This is a genomic window from Arthrobacter sp. SDR-2R, assembly GCF_057747955.1.
In genome coordinates this window covers 3,439,914-3,463,133 of the sequence record NZ_CM173231.1, presented here as the reverse complement: position 1 = coordinate 3,463,133, position 23,220 = coordinate 3,439,914, and the positions used below count along the sequence as shown (strand labels likewise).

Here is a 23,220-nt window from a genome sequence, read left to right as displayed (position 1 = left end):
ACACCCCTATGTCTGACGGCACGTCCAGCGGCGCCCCGCTGACCCGGCTCGCGGAGCGTCTCCGGCAACCCTTCCACCGGAACGGCCGCCCCACCCGGCTGCACCCCGCGGCCGTATGGTCCGAAGCCAGCAGCACCGCCCTCCTCGCCCTGTCACCCGCAGGGCGGGCTGTCCGGGACACCTGGCTGAGGTACGCCTGGCCGGTGCTGTCCGTGGTCAGCATCCTGGGGTGGTCCGTCCTGGCCGCTGCCATCCTGCTGTGGGCCACAGGCCAGGCCTTCGGTTGGCAGGAAGCCACGGCAGCGTCCATTGCCGCCTTCGCCATGTTCGTGATCGCGGTGGCCTTCATCCTCGGCAGGTCCTCCTACGGCGTGGTGCTGGACCTTGCCCGCACGCGGGTGGCGGTGGGGGACAGCGCCGTCGGCAGCATTGCCGTCTCCAACACGTCGGCCCGGCCGCTGCTGCCGGCCGCGCTGGAACTGCCGGTGGGCAGCACCACGGCGGTCTTCCACCTGCCCCGGATGAAGCCCGGACAGGTCCATGAGGACCTGTTCACCATCCCCACCGCCCGGCGCGCCGTCATCGTGGTGGGACCGGTGCGCTCCGTCCGGGCCGACCCCCTGCACCTGCTGCGCCGCCAGGTCCTCTGGACCGAGCCGGAGGACCTCTTCGTCCACCCGCGCACCGTTGCCCTGGCCGGTTCCGCCGCAGGCTTCATCCGCGACCTCGAGGGCATGCCCACCACGGACCTGTCCAGCGCCGACGTCTCCTTCCACGCCCTGCGCGACTACGTGCCCGGGGATGACCGCAGGCACATCCACTGGAAGACCACGGCCCGGACCAACAAGCTGATGGTGCGCCAGTTCGAGGAAACCCGCCGCGCCCACCTGGCCATCTCGCTGTCCATTAACACGGACGAATACGCTTCCGACAACGAGTTCGAGATGGCCATCTCGGTGGCCGCCTCCATCGGCCGGCAGGCAATCCGCGAACAGCGGGAACTGGATGTGCTCACGCAAAAAGGACCCCTGCGCTGCGAAACCGGCCGCAACATGCTTGATGACATGACCCGGATCGTCGGCACCCCGATGCGCCGCACCGCCGTCGACCTTGCCAGGACCCTGGCCGACACGGTGCCCAATGCCTCCGTCGTGTTCTTCGTGGTGGGCAGCAATGTGACGGCAAGCCAGCTCCGTTCCGCTGCAGCCTCCGTCCCGCCCGGCGTCCGAAGCCTGGCGGTCCGGGTGGAAACCGGCGCCGCCCCCTCCAGGGCCAACATCGCAGACCTCACTGTCCTGACGCTCGGCGACCTGGCCGACCTTGCCATCGTGCTGAGAAAGGCTGCCGCATGAGCACCGCACCCGGCCATTCGCCACAAAGCGGTTCCCCGCAAACCCGTACCCGCCGCAAGGCCGCCACCCCGGATTCGGCCTTTGCGGACGGCCAGCCGGCCTGGCATTTCCTGATCGATGCCGGAGCCTTGGTGGTCCTGCTGGGCCTGGGCCTGCTCGGATTCGGTTTGAGCTTCGGCGGCGACCCGTACTACCTCCTGTCCGGGTTCGGCGGCATCATCCTTGGCCTGGGCATCGGCGGGGCGAACGCCCACCTGCGACTGGGGCTGCTGATCACCACCGCCCTGGCCCTGGCCGCCTACCTGGTGTTCGGAACCTTGCTGGCGGTGCCGGACGCCGCCATCGCCGGATTCGTCCCCACCCTGGATTCGCTGCGGACCCTGCTCCTGGGCGTCGTCTTCGCCTGGAAGGACATGCTGACGGTGGGGGTGCCGGTGGGAACCGCCGGCGGCGTGCTCATCGTCCCCTTCCTAAGTTCGCTGGTCCTGGCACTCGTGGCAGCGCTCCTTACCTGGCGGGCAAGGAGCCCCTACCTGCCGCTCCTGCCGGTACTGGTCCTGTTCGTCACGGGCATCGCCTTCAGCACCAACGCCGCGTTCCTGACCCTGGAACGCGGCATCGGCCTGACCGTCCTCGGCATCGCCTGGGCAACCTTCCGCCGGGACGCCCTGCGCCGGAACAGCACCCGCCGGGTAGCGGTGAACAGCCCCCAGGCGGACAGTGCCACCGCACGCCGCGCCAGGATCCGCCGGCTGGGCATGGCCGCGGGGGTGATTGCCGCCAGCGTGGGAATCACCGCGGTGGCCGCGCCAATGGTCAGCGCCGGCGATGACCGGAAGGTCCTCCGCAACGTGGTGGTACCGCCGTTCGATCCCAAGGACTACATCACCCCCCTGGCCAGTTTCCGGAGCTACGTCAAGGACAAGAAGGACGACACCCTGTTCGTCGTCAAAGGCCTCCCGCGGGACGGCCGGGTGCGCCTTGGCGCCCTGGATGCCTTCAACGGCACCAACTACAACATGGACCCCAACGGTTCGGGCAACTTCAGCAAGGTGGGCGACGCCAAGTCCATCAACACCCTGGCCGACACATCCGGGGTAGTGCCCACCAACGACTACTCGATCAGCATCAACGTGGAGGACTACCAGGGCTTCTTCGTCCCCGGCGGCCGGAAGACCACGGGCATCAGCTTTGACCAGTCCGGCTCGGCTGCGGCTGCCGGCCTCTACTTCAACCCCGGAACGGACACCGCCGTCACCACCAGCGGATTGTCCCGCGGCGACTCCTACACCGTCCAGGTGTCCGACCCCGCCAAACTCGAGCACGGGCAGCTGACACAGTACGACTTCGCGAAGGTCTCCCTTCCCGACCCCCTGGAAGTTCCGCCGGTGGTGGGCTCCCAGGCCAACGACCTGTCCGCCGACGCGCCCACGGCCATCGACCGGGTGCGCCAGATCGAGGCGCACTTCCAGAAGACGGGGGCCTTCAGCAACGGTTTGGTCAGCGAGGGGCAGCTCCCCAGCGTCTCCGGCCACGGTTCAGCCCGGATCCGCAACCTGCTGACCGCCAAGCAGATGCTCGGCGACGATGAACAGTACGCGGTGGCCATGTCCCTGATGCTCCGGCACCTGGGCATCCCGTCCCGCGTGGTGATGGGTTTCTACCCTGAGCCAACCAGCCCGGAGAACGGTGCGGGTGAGGTGAAGATCACCGGAAAGGACGTCCACGCCTGGGTGGAGGTCGCGTTTGAACGCGTGGGCTGGGTCAGCTTCGACCCCACCCCGCCAAAGGACAACATCCCCATTCCGCCGGACCCCGAGAACAAGTCCAAGCCCAAGCCGCAGGTGCTGCAGCCGCCGCCCCCGCCGCAGGAGCCCGCGGACCTGCCGCCGGACTCCTCACCCGACGCCTTGGACGCGGACCAGAAAAAGAACAATCCCTGGCTGTTCTGGGGCGCCCTCCTGGGCGCGCTGGGCGTCGCCGCCATCCCGCTGGTGATCCTGGGCCTGCCGCTGTTGCTGATCGCCTTGTTGAAGGCACGACGGCGGAAGTCCCGTTTCCGGGACGGCCATCCCGCCCAGCGCGTGGGCGGGGGCTGGAACGAGGTGGTGAGCCTGGCAACCGACCTGGGTGCCGCCGTCGACACCCGTTCGACACGGCGGGAAAGCGCTGCGGTCCTGGCCGATGCCTTCCCGGCGACCCAGGGGACCACCACCATGCTGGCGCGCCGGGCCGACGCCTCGATCTTCGGCGCCGGGGAACCAACCGAAGAGGATGTCCGCGAGTACTGGACCATCGTTGATGGTTCCCTCAAGGAGATGACCTCCGGGATGGGGTTCTGGCGGCGGCAGCAGGCACGGTTCTCGCCGCGTTCGCTGCTTGCCGACGCCCGGGCCGCGATGAACGCAGGCAAGGGCGCCAGCCTGCGCGGCGGCCGGGTGTCGCTGCCGGCGGTATCCGGGTTCATCGCTGCCCGCCGCCGTCGTGCCTCCGGCAGTGCCGGCGCACCGCCTGTTCAGCAAGGGCCTGTTCAACAAGGACCCAACCAGCAAGGACCCAACCAGCAAGGACCCAACCAGCAAGGACCCGGCCAGCAGTGACCTTCGATCCCGAACGCTGCCCGCGCTGCCGGCAGCCCGTCCCCGCGGGTGCCACGTTCTGCACTGCCTGCGGCGCGCCGCTGCCCAACAGGGCGGCGCGCCGCCCCCGCACCCCGGACCTGTCGGCGGACCAAGCAAGGAGCGATCCCGGGGAAGCGCGCCCCGCGCACTCGTCCGGGATTCCCGGTACTATCCCGGTAGTAGAAAGGCCCCCGGCACAGCCGGCGGGCACCGCATTGACGGGCACCGCGCAAGCGGGCACCTTGCATACGGGTACCGTGCCGGGCAGGACGGGCGGTACCACAAGGGTGGGGGCCGCTCCAGGGGGAGGAACGGGAATGGCAGTGAACCTTCAGCTTGTTCCGGCTGCGGCGGGCAAGCGGCTTGGCGCTGCCGTCATTGATTGGCTGCCTGGGGTGGCGGTGCTGGTGGTGACGTTTGCCATCGGATTCGCCGGGATTACCCGCACCAGAAGCGGTGGCTTCATTGTCTATGACACGTCCTCTCTGGTGCTCTTTGGCGGCATCGGCCTTGGCCTGACCCTGGGTTACCTCTTCGTGGTCCTCGGGCTGGAAGCACGCACCGGCAAAACGCCCGGGAACCTTCTGATGGGCATCCGCAGCGCGGACCAGGACGGTTACGCTCCCGGCGCCGGCGCCGTGTTCCTGCGTGGCCTCATCACCGGAGCAGGCATCCTGTTGGCCGTGCTGGCCGCGGTGCTGGTGGTGGTCTTCAAGTGGTTTGACGCCGCCCTGCCCATCCTTGGCCCGCTGCTCCTGGTGGGTGGCGCGTGGGCCGTGCTGGTGGTGGTTTCCAGCCGGTGGGACAGGGACGGCGGGCTGCGGGGCTGGAATGACACCGCCGCCAAGACCCTGGTGTTCGATGTCAAGGCGGGCCGCGACCCCATCACCACCGGCGGCATCCAAGGGCCCTACAGCTTCGCGCCCCTGGACCTGCCGCCCGTGCAGCAGGTCCTGTCGCCGGTGGCCGGCGCCAACGTGGCCCAGACTCCCGTACACCAAGCCCCCGTACACCAAGCCCCCGGACACCCAGCACCCAGACACCCAGCCCCTGTACACCCAGCCCCTCATGCCCCTCTGCAAACCCCTGCGGCGCAACCTCCGGCAGCTCCGGCTCCGGCACCCCAGGCACCTTCGCCGTCGGCCGCCCTGCCGTCGCAGACCTTGCCCTACAGCCCACCTGCCTCCTTCGCGCCGCCGCCCGCCGCCGGCCACCGGATGCCCCCGCCGCATGTGGACGACGACGTCGAACGCACCCAGGTGCGGCCCGGAACCGGCGGCCCCGCCCCTGTGGCCGTCCTCCGTATCCGCCTGGACGACGGCCGCGACTTCCAGCTGGACCGCAGCGTCCTGGTGGGCCGGAACCCGGTGGGGCAGGCCGGGGAACAGCAGGCCCAGCTGTTGGCTGTGGATGACCCCGGCCGTTCGATCTCCAAGACGCACCTGCACCTGCTCACCGACGGCGCGGGCATCTGGGTGACGGACCGCCAGTCAACCAATGGAAGCGCCGTCACCACCCCGGACGGCCTGCGCACCCCCTTGGTGCCGGGCGTCCCCACGTTTGTTACCCCGGGATCCAGCGTGCACTTTGGAGACCGTACCTTTTACCTAGGACAGGCATGAACCAGCACCCCGCCAGTGTTTCCACCATCCAGCCGGGGCCGGGACTCAGCCTCAGCTACGGCTACGGGACGGACAGGGGACTCCGCCGGGAGTTGAACGAGGATTCGTATATCGCCGCCGATCCCGTCTTCGCCGTCGCTGACGGCATGGGCGGCCATGAAGCCGGCGAAATCGCCAGCGGCCTGTGCGTGCGGGCCCTGGCCGGGATTCCCCAGGTGGCCACGGGGGAGCGGAGCATCACCGCTGCCGTCCTCCAGCAGTACCTGGTGCGTGCGGACAACTCGATCCGTGAGGCCACCGGAGCCCGTGCCGGCACCACCCTTACCGGTGCTGTCGTGGTGGAACAGATGGGCATGCCGTACTGGCTGGTGGTGAACATCGGCGATTCCCGCACGTACCGGCTCAGCCAGGGACGGTTCGAGCAGATCAGCGTCGACCACTCGGAGGTCCAGGAACTCGTGGACGCGGGCGAAATCACCGCCCAGGAGGCCACCGTCCACCCGCGGCGGCACGTGGTCACCCGGGCCCTGGGCACGGGCGACGAGACGGAAGCGGACTACTGGCTCCTTCCCGTGGAGGAAGGCGACCGCGTCCTGGTCTGCTCCGACGGCCTGACGGGGGAACTGGCAGACGATGACATCCTCCGGATCCTCAGCAGCGTGGCGGATCCGCAGGAGGCGGTGGACGCCTTGATCCAGGCCGCCCTGCGCAGCGGCGGCCGGGACAACGTCACGGCCATCGTGGTGGACGCCAGGAACGTTTCGAACGACGACGGCGCTGGCACCACCGCGCCCCGCCTCACCTCCGCTGACGGGGACGAAGTGACCCTGCCGCGGCCGCAGGCATCCGAAGCCGTGACGCAGCCCCTGCCCGCACCGGTGGAGGAGACCGCGGACCACAACGGGGAGCCGGACGATGACCGCCGCTAGCTACATCCCCGGCACCTGGCTGGGCATTGTCAGGTCCCGCACCGCAGTCCTCCTGGGCCCCGGGTCGCCCGCGGAACTCGCAGGCGCATTGTGGGAACTCCTGGCCGGCCGGCCTGAGCCGCACGAGATTCTCGCCGCCGTGACCAGCACTTCCGGCGGATCCCTCACCCGCATCCCATCCTTCGGCATCCTGGATTTCAACGGATCCCTGCGGGTTTTCCTGCGGGGCGACATCGACCTCACCGTCGAACAGCCCGGGGGAGCCGTGGACCTCGACGGCCGGGACGTGACCACCTGGAACGAACGCAGATTCGTGGTCCCCGGCACGTGCCGGGTGGCGATTGCGGCTGGGACCGCCGGTACCGCCGGGCTCGCCACCGAACAACCCGAGCTGCCGCTCGGTGAGGGCGTGGTGCTGCTGCAGTCCCTGACCCTGGGCGCACGCTCCGGCCCGGCTGCGGTCGATGCTCCGGCCGCCGCGGATGCTGTTGCACCGGCGGAAACTTCCGGCAGCGACGAGGCTTCTGCTGCTCCCGCCGGCCACGCCCCGGCTGACCTGCGGGAGCCGGACGTTCCGGACGAGGCGGAAGACCTGCCCGAAACCACGCTCCTGCCCGGGCATGCAGCCTCGGCCGAAACGGTGCTGGGGGTCATCGAAGAGGACGTTGATGAACGCCCGGCCGACGGGGTGGTCGATCCAGCGGAAGCCGCACACGCCCACGCCCGGGATGCCCATGACCCCGATGCCACTATTGCCCCGGATTTCATTATTGGTGTCGACGGTGAGATTGGTGCCGGCGGGGAGCGCGGCGCTGAGGGAGAAGCTGTGGGGAATGCTTCAGGTGAGCCCGCCCCAATTGAGGTGCCGGAGACAGGCTTCGCCGGCGTTGCCCCCACCGGAGCCGGCGCCGGTCCCGCAGCGGAGATGACGACGTCCTATGACCATCTCTGGGACCGCACCGTCATGCGGCACATCGAAGACGCTGCCGTGCGTGAGGACCCTGATGACGATTCCGGCCAGGTGTCCCCGCAGCAGCGCCCGGCCCTGCCGGCAGCCGAACGCCTGCCCGCCCTCCGCAGCCCGGAGGACCCGGCCCCGGATGTACCGGCAGCCGGTCCCGGGACTGCGACAGAGACCGACAGCCGCCATCAGCCCACACCTGGCGCCGGACTTGGAGTTGGATCCAGTGCCGGTACAACTGGAGAGCCCTCCGGCCGGCCCCGTCCTGCCTCCGCCGGCGTCCTCATCGACTCCGTCCCGTGGCGCACGGGGGGAGCTACGCCGGCCCACGACGCCCCTGGCTTCACCCCGCCGCCAAACCACGGCACGCCACTGGCTCCACCGGCATCCGGGGCACCTGCGCCCGTCGTACCGGCGCCTGCTGTATCCGGCACCGGCACCGGCACCGGCACCGGTTTCGACCCCGACCACGATGGCCAGACGGTGATGAAAAGCAGCCTGCCGGGAACCGCGTCCGGTCCGGCAACAAACGCGCCGGCCGTCCAGCAGGACCCCGCCAATGGACCAATGGTGCTGGCCCGCGTCTGCGCCCAGGGCCACGCCAACCCACCCACACGTGCCCTCTGCAGCGCCTGCGGGGCTGCCCTGCTGCCGGATGCCGTGCAGGTGGCCCGTCCCAGGCTGGGCCGGATGCGCCTGTCCACCGGCGAACTGCTGGACCTCGACCAGTCGATGGTCATCGGCAGGCAGCCGTCAGTGTCCCGGGTGCAGGGCGGCGTGATGCCGCGGCTCGTCCAGGTGGCAAGCCCCGGCGGCGACATTTCCCGGTCCCACGTCGAGGTGCGGCTTGAGGGCTGGCACGTGATGCTCTGCGACCTCAAGGCCACCAACGGCACTGTCTTGGTCCGCGAAGGCCAACCGCCGCGCCGCCTGGCCCAGAACGAGATGGCCATCCTGCTCGACGGCGACATCGCGGAGCTGGGCGACAATATCTCACTGCGTTTTGAGGAGATTCCTTGAGTTCCAAACGGCCCGTTGCGCCGCCGCCCCGCATCCAGGGCTTCACCTACATCAGCCTGCTCGGCTCCGGCGGGTTTTCCGACGTCTACCTGTACGAACAGGACAGGCCGCGCCGGAAAGTCGCCGTCAAGGTGCTGCTCTCGGACCTCAAGACAGAGGGCGCGCGGCGGCGGTTCGAGTCCGAGGCCAACCTCATGGCCCAGCTGTCCTCGCACCCATACATCGTCACCATTTTCGAAGCGGAAGTCACCGATGACGGGCACTCCTACCTGGCCATGGAGTACTGCTCCCGGCCCAGCCTGGACGTGCGTTACCGGCGGCAGCGCTTCAGCGTTGACGAGGTCCTGGCGGTCGGCATCCAGGTGGCCTCCGCCGTCGAAACCGCCCACCGCGCCGGCATCGCCCACCGCGACATCAAGCCCGCCAACATCCTGGTGACGGACTACAACCGTCCTGCCCTCACCGACTTCGGCATCTCCGGCACCCTGGCCGGGGATTCTGATGACGATTCGGGCATGTCCATTCCCTGGTCCCCGCCCGAACAGTTCCGGGACGGCGGCGTTGACGGCGTCATGGTGGACGTGTGGGCCCTCGGCGCCACGCTGTACACCCTGCTGGCCGGACGTTCACCCTTCGTGATGCCGGGCGCGGACAACTCGCAGCGCGAACTGATCAACCGGATCAGCAACATGGCGCTGCCGCGGCTGGGCCGTGCCGATGTGCCGGAATCACTGGAACTGGCCCTGGCAACCGCCATGGCCAAATCGCCCCAGTCCCGGTACTCCTCGGCCCACGCCTTCGCCCTGGCCCTGCAGCGCATCCAGGCCGAGCTCAACCTTTCCGTCACGCCTTTCGAGGTCCTGGAGGAGCCGCAGCAGGAGGAGGGCCACCCGGACGACGGCACCGAGGAGACGCGCGTCCGCAGCATTGCTGCCATCGATCCGGAGCGGACCGGCAGCGCACCCACGTTCCCTGCCCGCACCCGCCCCAACCCGACCGGCACCGGGACTGACGCGACGGGGCCCGGGGGCGGCGCCCTCCCGCCGTCGCACTTTGCTCCCGCCAGCCCCAGCCAATGGCAGCCTGCCCCGGCAGTGCCGCAGATTCCGGCCCGCACCACGTGGGCGGCGGCCACCGGGGCGGCTGCTCCGGCGGCAGCCACGGACGACGGCGCCGGCCAGGGGGAGTGGGCGCAGTCCACCGTCCTGCGTGGCAGCACAGGGACGGCCAACTACGGTGCACCCGTCACGGGCACAGGAGGAACGCAGGACACGGGCTACACCGTGGACGCAACAGTCCAGCGGGCGGTGAAGGCGGACGAGCCGCAAGCGGTTCCGAAGGCCGACCACGGCAAACGCAACCTCTGGCTCGCAATCGCCGGCGGCACCCTCCTGGTATTGGCGGCTGTGGTGGGCATCGTGGTGGCCAACACGGCGACAGGCACCCCCAAGGCGGTGGAAACCCAGCAGGCCAGCAAACCCCCTGCGGACGCCCTGGACAGTGGCACCGTGCCCGATGTCGAAGGCCTGGCCGGAACGGTCGACACCAACGGCGAGGCATCCTTCTACTGGAACAACCCCGACCCCAAGCCGGGCGATACCTACAAATGGAGGGTCTATACCATCGGTGGGGGCGGCGACTACCAATCCATCGCGCAGGCGCCCGTCCGGCTCAGGCCCAACCCGTCGGGGCAAACCTGCATCCAGGTCATGATCGTCCGCTCGGACGGTGCGTTCTCACCGCTGGGGTCCGGTTCCATCGCCTGCACCGGCCAATGAACGTCCCGCACTGCCGGTTTCACGGCAACACCACCACTCCGACTACCGCAACAGTTCTGCCTTGAGGAGGCACAGATCATGGGGGATCTAGCAATAGATTTCTGTGGCGAATGGTACGAGCCATCGGATGAGGACATCTTCAACATCGGCCGTGAAGGCGACCTTGAGGTGGACGACAACCCGTACCTGCACCGGCAGTTCCTGCAGGTCGCCCGCTACGACGGCATCTGGTGGCTGAGCAACGTGGGCAGCATGCTCTCCGCCACCGTGGCTGACGCCTCCGGCGGCATGCAGGCCTGGCTGTCACCCGGTGCGCGGATTCCGCTGGTGTTCAGCCACACCAATGTCATCTTCACGGCGGGGCCCACCACCTACGAGTTCGCCGTGCACGTGAAGACGCCGTCTTTCCGGCAGGAAGCCCGCGAAGAAGCCGGCAACGGGGACACCACCATCGGCCCCGTGGTCTTCACGGACGCGCAGAAGGCGCTGATCGTGGCGCTCGCCGAGCCTGTGCTCCGGCGTGAGGGCACCGGTTTCAGCACCATCCCGTCCTCCGCGGCGGCCGCCAAGACCCTGGGCTGGGCACTGACGCGCTTCAACCGCAAGCTGGACAACGTCTGCGACAAGCTGGACCGGGTGGGCGTGGCGGGACTGCGCGGCGGCGGCGGCAAGCTGGCAACCAACCGCCGGGCACGCCTGGTTGAACACGCCGTCACCACTCACCTGGTGACACCCGATGACCTGTACCTGCTGGAGAAGATGAGGGGCGTGGACGAAGGATGAGGATCCGGCTGACACTCCGCCGCGAACCCGCCGACGCCAAGGACCTGGCCGTCACGGTGGACGGCATGGCCACCGTGGCCGACATCGCCACCGTGCTGTGGACGGCGGACCCCGCCCGTAAAGGCACCCCCGCGCCGGACAACCTTTCGCTGCGGATCGATGAAGCATTCGTGGGTGCCGGCATCAGCGGGAACATCCTGGCCCGGGAGGACAACCTCCTCGAATCAGGCCTGCGCCCCGGCTCGGTGGTATCGCTGGCCCAGGTCAGTGGGCAGTTCCACGAACCCGGGGCCAACCGGGGACCGGCCGCCGCAACCCTGCGCGTGTTGTCAGGGCCCGACGCCGGGCGCGAATTCTCGCTGCCCACCGGCACCAGCTACATTGGCCGGGACCGGGACGTGGACATCCGCCTGACGGATCCGCTGACCTCCAAACGGCACGCCCGGATCACGGTAGGCGAAGGCATCGAGATCGTTGACACCAACTCCGCCAACGGCCTGCTGATGGACGGGCTGCCCGTCACTAGGGCCACGCTGAACTCCTCCGACACGGTGACCCTGGGTGACACCACCGTCACCGTGGTGCCGCTGGGCCACAACCATGCGGCAGCGCCGACGTCGCCCCTGGTGGACTTCAACCGCTCCCCGCGGGTGGTGCCCCGCTTCGACGTCCCCAAGCGGGTTCTTCCTGCCGGGCCCAAGCGCCCCGAGGACCATCCCTTCCCCTACATCATGCTGGTGGCACCGCTGATGATGGGCGCGGTCATTTTCGCGGTCACGCAGAACGTGCTCTCCATGGTGTTCATGCTGATGATGCCCCTGTTCATCGTGGGCCACCACGTGGACCAGACAATGCGGACCCGGAAGCAGCAGAAGGAGCAGCTCAAGCAGTTCCGCGCCGCCATGGCCGCATTCCGGCAGGACCTTACGGAACTGCAGCAGGTGGAACGCGCGGTCCGGCTGCAGGAAGCGCCGTCCGTCAGCGACACGGTGGACGCGATTTACAAGCTGGGGCCGCTGCTGTGGACGCACCGGCCGGAACACCCGTCGTTCCTCGGCCTGCGGTTCGGGCTGGGGACCGCCCCGTCCCGCATCCCGTTGGAAGAGCCCTCCAGCAACGACACCGAGGTCCAGTACAGCCGCGAAATCCAGGACTGCATCAAGCAGTTCAGCGGGATCGAAGGCGTCCCCGTGGTGTCCCAGCTGCGCACCTCCGGCGCGCTGGGGATCGCCGGCGCCCGCGGCCTGGTGGACGACGTGGCCCGTGGCATGGTGCTGCAGCTGGTGGGACTGCATTCCCCGGCCGAGGTGGTCCTCACCGCCATCACGTCCGCCCAGTCCCGGGAGCGCTGGAACTGGCTGCAGTGGCTGCCGCACGTAGGCTCGGGCCACAGCCCGCTGGGCGGGGACCACCTTGCCGCGGGGTCGGCCGGCGGCTCTTCACTGCTGGCCCGCCTCGAGGACCTGGTCGACGCCCGGGAGGCGGCGGCCAAACGGTCAGGCCCGGACCTGCGCCCCGGCATCGACCCCGTAAAGCATGAGCCCGAAGAGCCGGTCCTTCCCTCCGTGCTGGTCATCGTGGAGGACGACGCCCCGGTGGACCGCGGCCGCCTGACCCGGCTGGCCGAACGCGGTCCCGACTCCGGCGTGCACATCCTGTGGGTGGCCACTGACATCCAGTCACTCCCGGCTGCCTGCCGTGACTTCATGGTGGTGGACGGCGACCACGGCACCACCACCGGCCAGGTCCGGCTGGGCCGCCACACCTACCCGGTCAGCTGCGAGAGCGTGGACGCGGAGCTCGCAGCACAGCTGGCCCGGATGCTGGCGCCCGTGGTTGACGTGGGCAAGCCGGTCAATGACGATTCCGACCTGCCCCGCGCGGTGTCCTATGCGGCCCTGATCGGCAAGGACTTCCTGGACAATCCGCAGGCCGTGGTGGAGCGCTGGACGGAAAACAACTCCCTGCACGCCACCGCCGTGGCCAACCGCAAGGACAACGGGACCCTCAGGGCGCTGGTGGGCTCCAAGGGCATCGAGCCGCTGTACCTGGACCTGAAGAACGAAGGACCGCACGCCCTGGTGGGCGGCACCACCGGTGCCGGCAAGTCCGAGTTCCTGCAGTCGTGGGTCATGGGCATGGCTGCGGCCTACAGCCCCGACCGGGTCAGCTTCCTCTTCGTGGACTACAAGGGCGGAGCGGCGTTTGCCGACTGCATCAACCTTCCACACACGGTGGGCCTGGTCACGGACCTTTCCCCGCACCTGGTGCGGCGGGCCCTCACATCCCTGCGCGCGGAGCTGCACTACCGCGAGCAGCTGTTGAACCGGAAGAAGGCCAAGGACCTGCTGGCCCTGCAGCGGGAGGCGGACCCGGAGGCGCCGCCGTACCTTGTGATCATCGTGGACGAGTTCGCCGCGCTGGCCAACGACGTGCCCGAATTCGTGGACGGCGTGGTGGACGTCGCCGCCCGCGGCCGCTCCCTGGGCCTGCACCTCATCCTGGCCACCCAGCGGCCGGCGGGCGTCATCAAGGACAACCTGCGCGCCAACACCAACCTGCGGGTGGCGCTGCGCATGGCCGACGAGGACGACGCCACCGACATCCTGGGGGTGCCGGATGCGGCCTACTTCGACCCCGCCATCCCGGGCCGCGGTGCCGCCAAGACCGGGCCCGGACGGATCCAGGGATTCCAGACCGGCTACGCCGGCGGCTGGACCACGGATAAACCGCAGCGCCCCCAGATCGACATCGTGGAGATGGCCTTCGGCTCCGGTCCCAGCTGGGAAGCTCCGGCACCCGAAAAGCCTGCGGCCCCGGAACCGGCCGGTCCCAATGACATTGCCAGGATGACCTCCACCATCGTGCACGCGGCGGACACCCTGGCCATCCGGCCGCCGCGGAAACCATGGCTGGACGAGCTGGCCAAGACCTACGACTTCTCCAAGTTGCCCAACCCCCGCACCGACGAACAGCTGCTGCTGGGCGTCGCGGACGACCCCGTCCACCAGGACCAGCCCACCGTCTTCTACGAGCCTGACCGCGACGGCAACATGGCCATCTACGGCACCGGTGGTTCCGGCAAGTCCGCCGCCCTGCGCGGCATCGCGATTGCCGGGGCCGTCACCCCGCGCGGCGGCCCCGTCCACGTCTACGGCATCGACTGCGGCTCTTCCGGGCTGCGGATGCTTGAGGAGCTTCCGCACGTGGGGGAAATCATCAATGGCGACGACGTCGAACGCGTCGGGCGGTTGCTGCGCCTCCTCCGGGACATCGCCGAGCTGCGTTCCGCGCAGTTCGCCGAGGTGCGCGCCTCCACCATCGTGGAGTACCGGAGGCTGGCCAACCGGCCGGACGAGAAGCGGATCTTCGTGCTGGTGGACGGCATGTCAGCCTTCCGTGAGGCGTACGAGCACAGCAAGCTTTCCGGGCTCTGGGACATCTTCCTGCAGCTGGCCACGGACGGCCGGACCCTGGGCATCCACCTGGTGGTGACCGGGGACCGGCCCAACGCCGTCCCCGCGTCCCTGCTCGCCTCCATCCAGCGCCGCCTGGTCCTGCGCCTGTCCTCTGAGGACGACTACATTTCCATGGATGTTCCCAGGGATGTCCTCACGGCCACGTCGCCCCCGGGCCGTGGGCTGCTGGACGGGCTTGAAGTCCAGCTGGCCGTCCTGGGCGGCAATTCGAACCTGGCCCTGCAGGCCCGCGAGGTCCATAAGCTCAGCGAAGCCATGCAGCGGCAGGGCCTGGAAACCGCCCCGGGCATTGAGCGTCTCCCCGAGCAGGTGGACCTGGATGTCCTGCCGGCCGGCAGCCCCGACCTGCCCGTTATTGGAGTGGACGACGAGTCCCTGCAACCGGCCGAACTCATGGCGCGCGGACCGTTGCTCCTGGCCGGCCCGCCGGGCTCGGGGCGCACCGTGGCGCTGGTCACCCTGGCCTACGCGCTGCGCCGGTCCAATCCCGCCACGGAACTGGTCTACCTCGGGTCCCGCCGGTCCGCCGTCGCGTCCCTCCCCATCTGGAACCGCGCCGTGGTGGGCCCGGACGACGTCGCCGAAGTGGTGGAGGACCTGGTGGAGCACTCCACCGGAAACCCTGGCACCGTGGCCTTCTTCATCGAGGGCATCACCGAGTTCACCGACACCATCGCCGAGTCAGGAATGGCGCGGCTGGTGACGGCGTCCCTCAAAGCAGACCAATGGGTCATCGGCGAGTCCGAATCCTCCACCTGGTCCTCCGCCTGGCAGCTTGCCCAGCCCTTCAAATCGGGCCGCCGCGGCCTGCTGCTGAACCCGGGGGATATTGAGGGCGACAGCCTGCTCAACACGTCCCTGGGCCGGGTCAGCCCGGACTTCATTCCGGGCCGCGGGTACGTGGTGGGGCGGGGCAAGGCACGGAAAATCCAGGTGGCGCTCCCGCCCGAAAACCGGGACTGAACAGCGCCGATGAATGCGGGGGCCGCGATCCGTCGGGATTTGCGGCCCCGCAGGACGTTGTAGAAGACTACCGGGGACACCAGAAAGCCGCGGTGGGGGGACTGCGCGCATCGAAAGGTAGCAATGACCCCGTCCGCCCCGATCGTCCGCACTGTTTCGACGACGTCATCAGCAGCTGTCCTTGCCCTGGCCCTCGGCTTGTTTTCCACCGGTCCCGCGCTGGCTGCAACCGCGGACCCCTCTCCGACGGCAGGCACCCAGGCCCCACCAGACTGCGGTCTTGTCTGCGTGCCCATCCTTGCCGACAACCCCGACCCCGGCCGGCCCCGCAAATCCAAGGAGGCTGCCCAGCCGCCGGCCCAGCCGGCGCCACCCGCCGAGCCTCCCGCCCAGCCACTCCAGCCGCAGCCAACGGAGCCAGCCGCGCAGCCGCAGGCAGGCACTCCCGACCCGGCCGGGCCTCCCGCCACGGCAGCGGAACTCCCGGATGGGTCCGCCACCGGAACCACGTCACCCGCTGCCGGCTACCGGCCGCCGACCGGCCCCTCCAGCGGGGTGGACTGGAACAGCCCGGTCAACCGGACTCCCGGGCCTGCCCGGATGGCTGCCGCTGCTGCCCCTGCCCGTGACGAGGGCCCCGGCGGACCTGCGCTCCTGCCCATCGCCCTTGGAACGCTGCTGGTGGGCGTTTCCGCGGGCGCCTTCGCCTGGTGGAACCGAAACCGGAACCGGCTGCGCTCGCACTGACAGCGTTCACGCCGCCCTGCCCGCTGGCTGTCGCAGGTGTAAGGCAAGATAGGTCTGTGAGCACAGGACCAGGACCCGCAGAACAGACCGCCACCCGAACCGCGGAACCACACGAGCCCGAAGCCGTTCCCACCGAAGCCATCCGCGAGGAATACGAAAACCTCGCGGACCTGGTGCGGAAGTACCGGTTCGCGTACTACCAGGAGGACGCACCCCTGGTTTCGGACGCCGAGTTCGACACCCTCTTCCGCCGCCTCGAGGAGATCGAGGCGCTGCATCCGGAACTGGTGGCCAACGACTCGCCAACGCAGGAAGTCGGCGGCGAAGTATCCGCCGCCTTCGCGCCCGTGGAGCACCTGCAGCGGATGTACAGCCTGGAAGACGTCTTCTCGCTGGACGAGCTTGAGGCCTGGCTCAACCGGGCCGAGGCCAGCATCGAAAAAATCGGGGACGGCGGCACCAAGGCAGCCTGGCTTACCGAACTCAAGATCGATGGCCTTGCTGTCAACCTCCTGTACCGCGACGGCAGACTGGTGAGGGCTGCCACCCGCGGCGATGGAACCACGGGCGAGGACATCACCCACAACCTGCTCACCATCAAGGAAATCCCGCAGGAACTGCGCGGCAGCGGTTTCCCCGCCGAAATGGAGGTGCGCGGGGAGGTCTTCATCCCCTCCAAGGCGTTCGCGGAGTTCAACGAGGCCCTGATCGAAGCCGGTAAGGCACCGCTGGCCAATCCCCGCAACGCGGCCGCCGGCTCCCTGCGGCAGAAGGACCCCGCGGAGACGGCCAAGCGGCCGCTGAAGATGTTCGTCCACGGCATCGGCGCCCGCGAGGGGCTCGCGGCCAGCAGCCAGTCGGAAACATACGGGCTGCTCAAGGAGTGGGGCCTGCCGGTCAGCCCGTACTTCGAGGTGCTGGAGACCAGGGAAGACGTCCTTGGCTTCATCAAGCGCTACGGGGACCAGCGCCACAAGCTGCTCCACGAAATCGACGGCATCGTGATCAAGGTGGACGACTTTGCCACCCAGCGGGCCCTGGGCAACACCACCCGCGTTCCGCGCTGGGCCGTGGCCTACAAGTACCCGCCGGAGGAAGTCCACACCAAGCTGCTGGACATCCAGGTCAACGTGGGCCGAACCGGCCGCGTCACCCCCTACGGGGTCATGGAGCCGGTCAAGGTGGCCGGCTCCACGGTGGAAATGGCCACCCTGCACAACCAGGACGTGGTCAAGGCCAAAGGCGTCAAGATCGGCGACATCGTGGTCCTGCGGAAGGCGGGCGACGTCATCCCCGAAATCGTGGGCCCGGTGCTGGCCCTCCGGGACCAGCAGGACCCGCCCGTGCGGGATTTCGTGATGCCCACCGAATGTCCATCCTGCGGTACTCCGCTGGCCCCGGCCAAGGAGGGGGACGTGGATGTCCGCTGCCCCAACGCCAGGTCCTGCCCGTCGCAGCTTCGTGAGCGGGTGTTCCACGTAGCGGGCCGTGGCGCCTTCGACATCGAGGCCCTGGGCTGGGAAGCGGCCATTGCGCTGACCCAGCCGGCCGAACCCGATGTTCCGCCCCTGGCCTCCGAAGCCGGACTGTTCGACCTCACCCCCGAGGACCTGGCCGGCGTCCGGATCCGGAGGGAGAAGAAAACCAAGGGCGTTCCCACCGGCGAGTACGAGCTGGTGCCGTACTTCTTCAGCAAGGGCACGGCCAAGTCGCCGTCCAAGCCCACCGCCACCACGCAGAAGCTGTTCAAGGAACTCGAAAAGGCCAAGACCCAGCCCCTGTGGCGGGTGCTGGTTGCCCTGTCCATCCGGCACGTGGGCCCGCGGGCGTCCCGGGCCCTGGCCCAGGCGTTCGGCTCCATGGACCGCATCCGGGCAGCGTCGGAGCAGGAGCTGGCCCATGTGGACGGCGTGGGTCCCACCATCGCCGCCGCGCTGAAGGAATGGTTCGCGGAGGACTGGCATCTTGAAATCATCGACCGCTGGGCCGCCGCCGGGGTGCGCATGGAGGACGAACGGGACGAATCCATGCCGCGCACGCTCGAAGGGCTGACGGTGGTGGTCACCGGCTCGCTGCCCAACTTCAGCCGCGACGAGGCCAAGGAGGCCATCCTGCTCCGCGGCGGAAAGGCGGCCGGTTCCGTTTCGAAAAACACCAGTTACGTGGTGGCCGGCGAAAGTGCCGGCAGCAAGCTGGACAAAGCAGAGCAGCTGGGGATTCCAGTGCTGGACGAGGACGGGTTCCGGCAATTGCTCGACGGCGGCCCGGCAGCCCTGGGGGATGCGACAGCCCTGGGGGATGCGGCAGCGCCGGGAGCGGACGGGGACGCCAACGGGGAAGCGGCCGTACCGGCCGCAGTGGAGGAGAACGCATGACGTCCGCATCGGAACTGCTGGAGGTCGCCAAACAGGCAGCCGCTGCCGGTGCCAGGGTCCTTTCCGGCCGGGACGGCACCGCGCTGGACGCCAGCAACAAGGGGGCGGCCGGGGACTGGGTGACGGCCTTCGACGTCGCTGCCGAAAACGCGGTGCGGGACGTCATTGCCGCGGCCCGCCCGGGGGACAGCATCACCGGCGAGGAACAGGGCACCACCCGCCCCGCCGATCCCACCGGCCACCGCTGGTCCATCGACCCGCTGGACGGCACCACCAACTTCATCCGCAACATCGTCTACTACGCCACCTCCGTGGCTGTTGCCGACTCCGACGGCGCCTGGCTGGCCGGCGTGGTCAACGCCCCGGCGCTGGGCCGGATCTACTACGCCGCCCGCGGCCGGGGTGCCTGGCTGGAGGAGCGCGGAACCACCACCAGGCTTGAGGGCCCGGTCCCGGGCCGGACCGGGCAGATCCTGGCCACCGGATTCAGTTACGAACCCGGCATCCGCTCCCAGCAGGCTGCCGCCTTCGCCACCCTGATGGATGGATTTGCCGATGTCCGCCGGCTTGGTTCCGCGGCCCTGGACCTGTGCATGGTGGCGGACGGAACGCATGACGCCTACGGCGAGAGGGGCCTGAACGAGCACGATTTCTCGGCCGGGGCGCTGATCGCGGAGGAAGCCGGCTGCTGGGTGCGCAGGCCACGCCTGACCAGCCCGCTCGACGGCGGTCCCACCGATGAGGAGCGGCTCGACGCCTGGACGTGCGCGGCCAGCCTGGAGCTGAGCGGCAAGTTTCCGCTCTAGGCGGCGCGGGAAGCCGGGCCGGCTCTGCAACACTGGCTCTGCAACACCGGCACTGCAACACCGGCACTGCCCACTGGTACTGCACTGGTACTGCACTGGTACCGCTCACCGGTTCTGATAGTTCGATCACGGAAAGCGCGTTTCCGCCGGAACCGGGGCCGGGCCGCCACTACCATTGACGGGTGCAGCAGCAGCCAACCATCCGTCCCGCCGTCGAAGCCGACTTCCCGGCCATCGCCCGGATCACCGGCGACTCCTATCTCTCCGCAGGCTACTTCGACGACCCCGCCCATCCGTACATGGTCAAGATCATGGACGTTGCTGAACGGGCCCAACAGGCCACCATCTGGGTAGCCGAACGGGAGGGAACCATCATCGGCTCCGTCACGCTGGCGCTCGCCGGGGAACCCTACGCGGACATTGCCCTGCCGGACGAGCTGGAATTCCGCATGCTGGTAGTGGACCCTGCCGTCCAGCGCAGCGGCGCCGGCCGGGCCATGGTGGAGGCAATCATCGATTATGCCCGTACCCTTCCGGGCATCCGCGCGGTGGCCCTGACCACGGGGAAAGACTGGGAAAGCGCGCACGGCCTGTACCGCAGGACCGGCTTCCACCGGGTGGCTGAACGGGACTGGTTCGTTCCCGGAACCGACACAAAACTGCTGGTTTACCGGCGCGACCTGTAGCAGCCCTACAGTGGTGGCGACCCATTCCAGCTTTGAAAGGCCACCCATGCGCAAAACCTTCGGCAGCGGATCCGTCTGGGAACAGACCCTCGGCTACTCCCGTGCCGTCCAGGTGGACGACACCCTCTACATTTCCGCAACCGCGGCAAGCGGTGACGACGGGATCGTGGGGGACGACTTCTACACCCAGACCCAGTACATCCTGCAGAAACTCGGCAAGGTCCTGGCCGACGCCGGCTTCGGCTACGAGGACGTGGTGCAGTCCAAGCTGTACCTGACGGACATCAGCAAATGGGAAGAGGCCGGCCGGGCGCACGGCGAGGTGTTCGGTGACATCCGCCCCACCCTCTCCCTGGTCCACGTGCTGCCGTTCCTGGATCCGAAGATGCTTGTCGAGATCGAACTCGTCGCCCAGAAAGCTGCCTGACGCTCTCCCTGGACTACCGCGCCGGCAGGCCGTACCGGTGTTCCGGCCTGCCGGTGGTGCCGTAGCGGAGCTGGATGTCCACCGCGCCGTCGTCGGCCAGGGAGGACAGGTACCGCTGGGCGGTGGCCCGGGAGACGCCCACCCGGGAGGCCACTTCCGCGGCCGAGTACTGCTCACCGGGGGCCAGGGACTCCAGCACTGCCGCTTCGGTGGCGGAGCGGGGTTTCGACGACGGCGTGACATCACCCGGAATCAGGGAACGTTTTGCACGTTCCACCGCCTCCTGGTCCAGTGCCCCCGGCTGGCCCAGGAGGCGCCGGTACCGGGCATAGGAGCGCAGCTGCTGGGACAGCGACTCCGCAGTGAAGGGCTTGAGCAGGTATCCCAGCGCTCCCCGGCGAAACGCCACCCGGAGGGACGAGGCATCGGAGGCGGCGCTGAGGATGATGGTGTCCACATCCAGTTGCTGCAGCAGGTCCAGGCCCGATGCATCCGGCAGGTACACGTCCAGCAGCACCAGGTCCGGCCGCAGGCTGTGGATGGCCTGCAGTGCCAGGGAGGCAGTGCCCACGGGCGCCAGCGCCAGGAACCCTGCCACCGAGTCGACATACGTTGCGTGGAGCTTGGCCACATGGAAGTCGTCGTCCACGATCAGGACCCGAAAATCGTCAGCCATTCTCATCCTTTCCGGCTGCCCCCGGGGTTGCGGCGGCGGGCTTTCCCGCCGTCGTCTGCGGAAGGGTCGCCATGAACACGGCGCCCGGCCCGCCCTTGGTTCCGCGCTCCAGCACTTTCACGTCGCCGCCGCGGCGCCGTGCCAGCTGGCGCGCGAGAGCCAGTCCGAAGCCCTGTCCGCCACCTGCCCGGACAGGGCCGGAGGCCGTGGTGAAACCCTCGGCAAACACACCCTCCGCGTCTGTGCCTTCTGCCAGCCCGTCACCCGAGTCCGCCACCACGATATGCAGTGTTCCGCCGTCGTCGGCCGGCTCATCCAGCACCTCAAGCTCAACCCAGCGCTCCGTTGATGACCCGGCCACGGCGGCGTTGACGGCGTTGTCGATCAGGTTGCCCAGCACCGTGGTCACGTCCTGGGCTTCGGTGACCTGCCCCCTGACCAGGGTCTCCGGGCCGATGCGGAGCGCAACGCCGCGCTCGTCCGCCTCCACGCCCTTGGCGCCGACGAAGGCCTGGAGATACGGGTCCTGCAACAGTTCCGCCTGGTCCACCGGGAACTTCAGCGGACCGGTGGCGGCCAACCGGGCAAGGTAGTCGCGTGCCTCCTGGTGCTGCCCGATGCCCAGGAAGCCGGCCAGGGTGTGCAGCTGGTTGGCGAACTCGTGCCGCTGGGCACGCAGCGCGGTGGACATGGTTCCCACGGCGTCCAACTGGCGGGTCAGCTGCTGCAGCTCGGTGCGGTCCCGCAGCATGATCACCCAGCCCAGGTCCTCCCGGCGGTGCAGCGCCTTGCGGGCGTTCGCCACCAGGACCCGGCCACCGGCCACCAGTTCCAGCGCCTCCACGGCCGGACCGGCGGAGCCTGCAGCAGTCACAGCGCCTGGAACTGTCACGGCGCCTGGAACTGTCACAGCGCCTGGAACTGCCACAGCGCCGGCCGCGGTCCGCGTAAGGGACTTCAGCTGCTCCGGAACCGGGGCATCCTCCCACCGGGTGTCGGACAGATCCGGCAACTCCAGCAGGCGCTGCGCCGCGGCGTTGAAGACGCTCACCCGGCCGTCGGCACTGACGCCGATGACGCCGTCGTCCACGCCCTGCAGCACCGCCACCTGGTCGTGGACCAGCGTGCTGATCTCTTCCGGCTCCAGGCCAAGGGTGAGCCGCTGCAGGCGGCGGCGCAGCAGGAAGGACCCCAGGATCCCGGCCAGCAGGGCACCCGCGGCCGTCAGCGCCACCGGCCCGATGTCGCGGGCCACGCTCTGGGCCACCGTCTCCATGGAGTAGCCCACGCTCACCTCACCCACCACCGTGATGCTGCCGGGCGCATACACGGGAACCTTGGCGCCCGCGGAGGGGCCCAGGGTTCCGGTGTTCCGGGTGGTGATTTCCTGGCCGGACAGCGCCTCGGACGGGTCCGTGCTGACTTTCTCACCCAGCCGCTGGGGATCGGGATGGGCCAGCCTGATCCCGGTTTCGTCAGTGATCACCACGAACAGCGCTCCGGTCCGGGTCCGCGCTGCCTCGGCTGCTGACTGGAGCGGCCCGGCCAGAAGCTCGCCGGGCGGGGGAGTGCCGGGCTGTTCACTGATGGCCAGCACGTCGGCCCTGACCTGCGGATCCGAGGCAACGGTGCGCGCCAGCGTCAGGGCCTGGTTTTCGGCGTCGCTGCCAACCCGGTCGTACGTCAGCCAGGCATGCACGGTGGCGCTGAGCAGCACCACCAGCAGCACCACCGCCAGCTGCAGCAGCAGCGTCTGGGTGGAAAACCGCAGCGGCGGCCGGGGCACGGAACGCTGCATTCATCCTCCTTGACGGTGTATTGGCAGTGTATTGGCAGGGGTGTGTTTGCGTAGGTGCGGGTGCGGCCGAGCCGGTGGTTTCAGCGCGCCGGCCCGTGAGCACAATGAGCAAAATGCTCCCAATAAGCAGTATGCCAATCAATTGAGCCAAAGGCACTGCCGTGACGGACGCCACCCTACAGTCTGTAGCACGCATC

15 protein-coding genes and 1 pseudogene are annotated in these 23,220 nt (G+C 69.0%); 14 read left to right on the top strand and 2 right to left on the bottom strand.

The genetic code is table 11. From position 1 onward, the window contains the following. Nucleotides 1–8: 8 nt before the first annotated feature. The 14 genes and pseudogenes from AC3ANU_RS16000 (at nucleotide 9) to AC3ANU_RS15935 (ending at nucleotide 20,549) form a co-directional block, all read left to right on the top strand. On the top strand, nucleotides 9–1,352 hold the full coding sequence (locus tag AC3ANU_RS16000) for a DUF58 domain-containing protein (protein ID WP_488314855.1): 1,344 nt from the start codon (nucleotides 9–11) through the stop codon (nucleotides 1,350–1,352). Then, on the top strand, nucleotides 1,349–3,952 hold the full coding sequence (locus AC3ANU_RS15995) for a transglutaminase-like domain-containing protein (RefSeq protein ID WP_488314854.1): 2,604 nt from the start codon (nucleotides 1,349–1,351) through the stop codon (nucleotides 3,950–3,952). Before AC3ANU_RS16000 ends, AC3ANU_RS15995 begins: the two co-directional genes overlap by 4 nt. Further along, nucleotides 3,949–4,005 (top strand): annotated as a pseudogene (locus AC3ANU_RS15990) (hypothetical protein); the annotation flags it as partial. The gene AC3ANU_RS15995 and the pseudogene AC3ANU_RS15990, both read left to right, overlap by 4 nt. A gap of 285 nt (nucleotides 4,006–4,290) precedes the next feature. Next, nucleotides 4,291–5,595 (top strand): RDD family protein, encoded by a 1,305-nt coding sequence (locus AC3ANU_RS15985; RefSeq protein WP_488315986.1) that lies wholly within the window; start codon nucleotides 4,291–4,293, stop codon nucleotides 5,593–5,595. After that, nucleotides 5,592–6,524 (top strand): PP2C family protein-serine/threonine phosphatase, encoded by a 933-nt coding sequence (locus tag AC3ANU_RS15980; RefSeq protein ID WP_056390964.1) that lies wholly within the window; start codon nucleotides 5,592–5,594, stop codon nucleotides 6,522–6,524. Before AC3ANU_RS15985 ends, AC3ANU_RS15980 begins: the two co-directional genes overlap by 4 nt. After that, nucleotides 6,511–8,505: an FHA domain-containing protein gene (locus tag AC3ANU_RS15975; RefSeq protein WP_488314853.1), complete on the top strand. Its 1,995-nt coding sequence runs from the start codon at nucleotides 6,511–6,513 to the stop codon at nucleotides 8,503–8,505. Before AC3ANU_RS15980 ends, AC3ANU_RS15975 begins: the two co-directional genes overlap by 14 nt. Then, entirely contained in the window at nucleotides 8,502–10,283 is a 1,782-nt protein-coding gene (locus AC3ANU_RS15970; RefSeq protein ID WP_488314852.1) for a serine/threonine-protein kinase, read from the top strand. The genes AC3ANU_RS15975 and AC3ANU_RS15970 overlap by 4 nt, the downstream gene beginning before the upstream one ends. A gap of 78 nt (nucleotides 10,284–10,361) precedes the next feature. Next, nucleotides 10,362–11,066 (top strand): hypothetical protein, encoded by a 705-nt coding sequence (locus tag AC3ANU_RS15965; RefSeq protein ID WP_018771884.1) that lies wholly within the window; start codon nucleotides 10,362–10,364, stop codon nucleotides 11,064–11,066. Next, entirely contained in the window at nucleotides 11,063–15,508 is a 4,446-nt protein-coding gene (locus AC3ANU_RS15960) for a type VII secretion EssC family protein (RefSeq protein ID WP_488314851.1), read from the top strand. Before AC3ANU_RS15965 ends, AC3ANU_RS15960 begins: the two co-directional genes overlap by 4 nt. Before the next feature lie 123 nt (nucleotides 15,509–15,631). Then, entirely contained in the window at nucleotides 15,632–16,255 is a 624-nt protein-coding gene (locus AC3ANU_RS15955) for a hypothetical protein (protein WP_488314850.1), read from the top strand. 56 nt (nucleotides 16,256–16,311) lie between these two features. Beyond that, nucleotides 16,312–18,630, top strand: coding sequence for an NAD-dependent DNA ligase LigA (ligA, locus tag AC3ANU_RS15950; RefSeq protein ID WP_488314849.1), 2,319 nt, complete (start codon nucleotides 16,312–16,314; stop codon nucleotides 18,628–18,630). After that, on the top strand, nucleotides 18,627–19,436 hold the full coding sequence (locus tag AC3ANU_RS15945; protein ID WP_056390981.1) for an inositol monophosphatase family protein: 810 nt from the start codon (nucleotides 18,627–18,629) through the stop codon (nucleotides 19,434–19,436). Before ligA ends, AC3ANU_RS15945 begins: the two co-directional genes overlap by 4 nt. 182 nt (nucleotides 19,437–19,618) lie before the next feature. Next, nucleotides 19,619–20,122: a GNAT family N-acetyltransferase gene (locus AC3ANU_RS15940; protein ID WP_018771888.1), complete on the top strand. Its 504-nt coding sequence runs from the start codon at nucleotides 19,619–19,621 to the stop codon at nucleotides 20,120–20,122. Between the two features lie 46 nt (nucleotides 20,123–20,168). Continuing rightward, nucleotides 20,169–20,549, top strand: a complete 381-nt coding sequence (locus tag AC3ANU_RS15935) for a RidA family protein (protein WP_056390984.1) — start codon at nucleotides 20,169–20,171, stop codon at nucleotides 20,547–20,549. 13 nt (nucleotides 20,550–20,562) lie between these two features. Here AC3ANU_RS15935 and AC3ANU_RS15930 read toward each other — a convergent pair whose 3' ends face one another. Continuing rightward, on the bottom strand, nucleotides 20,563–21,225 hold the full coding sequence (locus AC3ANU_RS15930) for a response regulator (protein WP_018771890.1): 663 nt from the start codon (nucleotides 21,223–21,225) through the stop codon (nucleotides 20,563–20,565). Further along, the gene (locus tag AC3ANU_RS15925; protein ID WP_488314848.1) at nucleotides 21,218–23,023 is read right to left on the bottom strand and encodes a sensor histidine kinase; all 1,806 of its coding nucleotides are present in this window, start codon (nucleotides 23,021–23,023) and stop codon (nucleotides 21,218–21,220) included. The genes AC3ANU_RS15930 and AC3ANU_RS15925 overlap by 8 nt, the downstream gene beginning before the upstream one ends. Between the last annotated feature and the right edge of the window lie 197 nt (nucleotides 23,024–23,220).

Coding starts and splice junctions, on each gene's coding strand:
- AC3ANU_RS15925 (WP_488314848.1), bottom strand. CDS start 23,023: ATGCAGCGTTCCGTGCCCCGGCCGCCGCTGCGGTTTTCCACCCAGACG.
- AC3ANU_RS15980 (WP_056390964.1), top strand. CDS start 5,592: ATGAACCAGCACCCCGCCAGTGTTTCCACCATCCAGCCGGGGCCGGGA.
- AC3ANU_RS15975 (WP_488314853.1), top strand. CDS start 6,511: ATGACCGCCGCTAGCTACATCCCCGGCACCTGGCTGGGCATTGTCAGG.
- AC3ANU_RS15945 (WP_056390981.1), top strand. CDS start 18,627: ATGACGTCCGCATCGGAACTGCTGGAGGTCGCCAAACAGGCAGCCGCT.
- AC3ANU_RS15965 (WP_018771884.1), top strand. CDS start 10,362: ATGGGGGATCTAGCAATAGATTTCTGTGGCGAATGGTACGAGCCATCG.
- AC3ANU_RS15935 (WP_056390984.1), top strand. CDS start 20,169: ATGCGCAAAACCTTCGGCAGCGGATCCGTCTGGGAACAGACCCTCGGC.
- AC3ANU_RS15930 (WP_018771890.1), bottom strand. CDS start 21,225: ATGGCTGACGATTTTCGGGTCCTGATCGTGGACGACGACTTCCATGTG.
- AC3ANU_RS15995 (WP_488314854.1), top strand. CDS start 1,349: ATGAGCACCGCACCCGGCCATTCGCCACAAAGCGGTTCCCCGCAAACC.
- AC3ANU_RS16000 (WP_488314855.1), top strand. CDS start 9: ATGTCTGACGGCACGTCCAGCGGCGCCCCGCTGACCCGGCTCGCGGAG.
- AC3ANU_RS15985 (WP_488315986.1), top strand. CDS start 4,291: ATGGCAGTGAACCTTCAGCTTGTTCCGGCTGCGGCGGGCAAGCGGCTT.
- AC3ANU_RS15960 (WP_488314851.1), top strand. CDS start 11,063: ATGAGGATCCGGCTGACACTCCGCCGCGAACCCGCCGACGCCAAGGAC.
- AC3ANU_RS15955 (WP_488314850.1), top strand. CDS start 15,632: ATGACCCCGTCCGCCCCGATCGTCCGCACTGTTTCGACGACGTCATCA.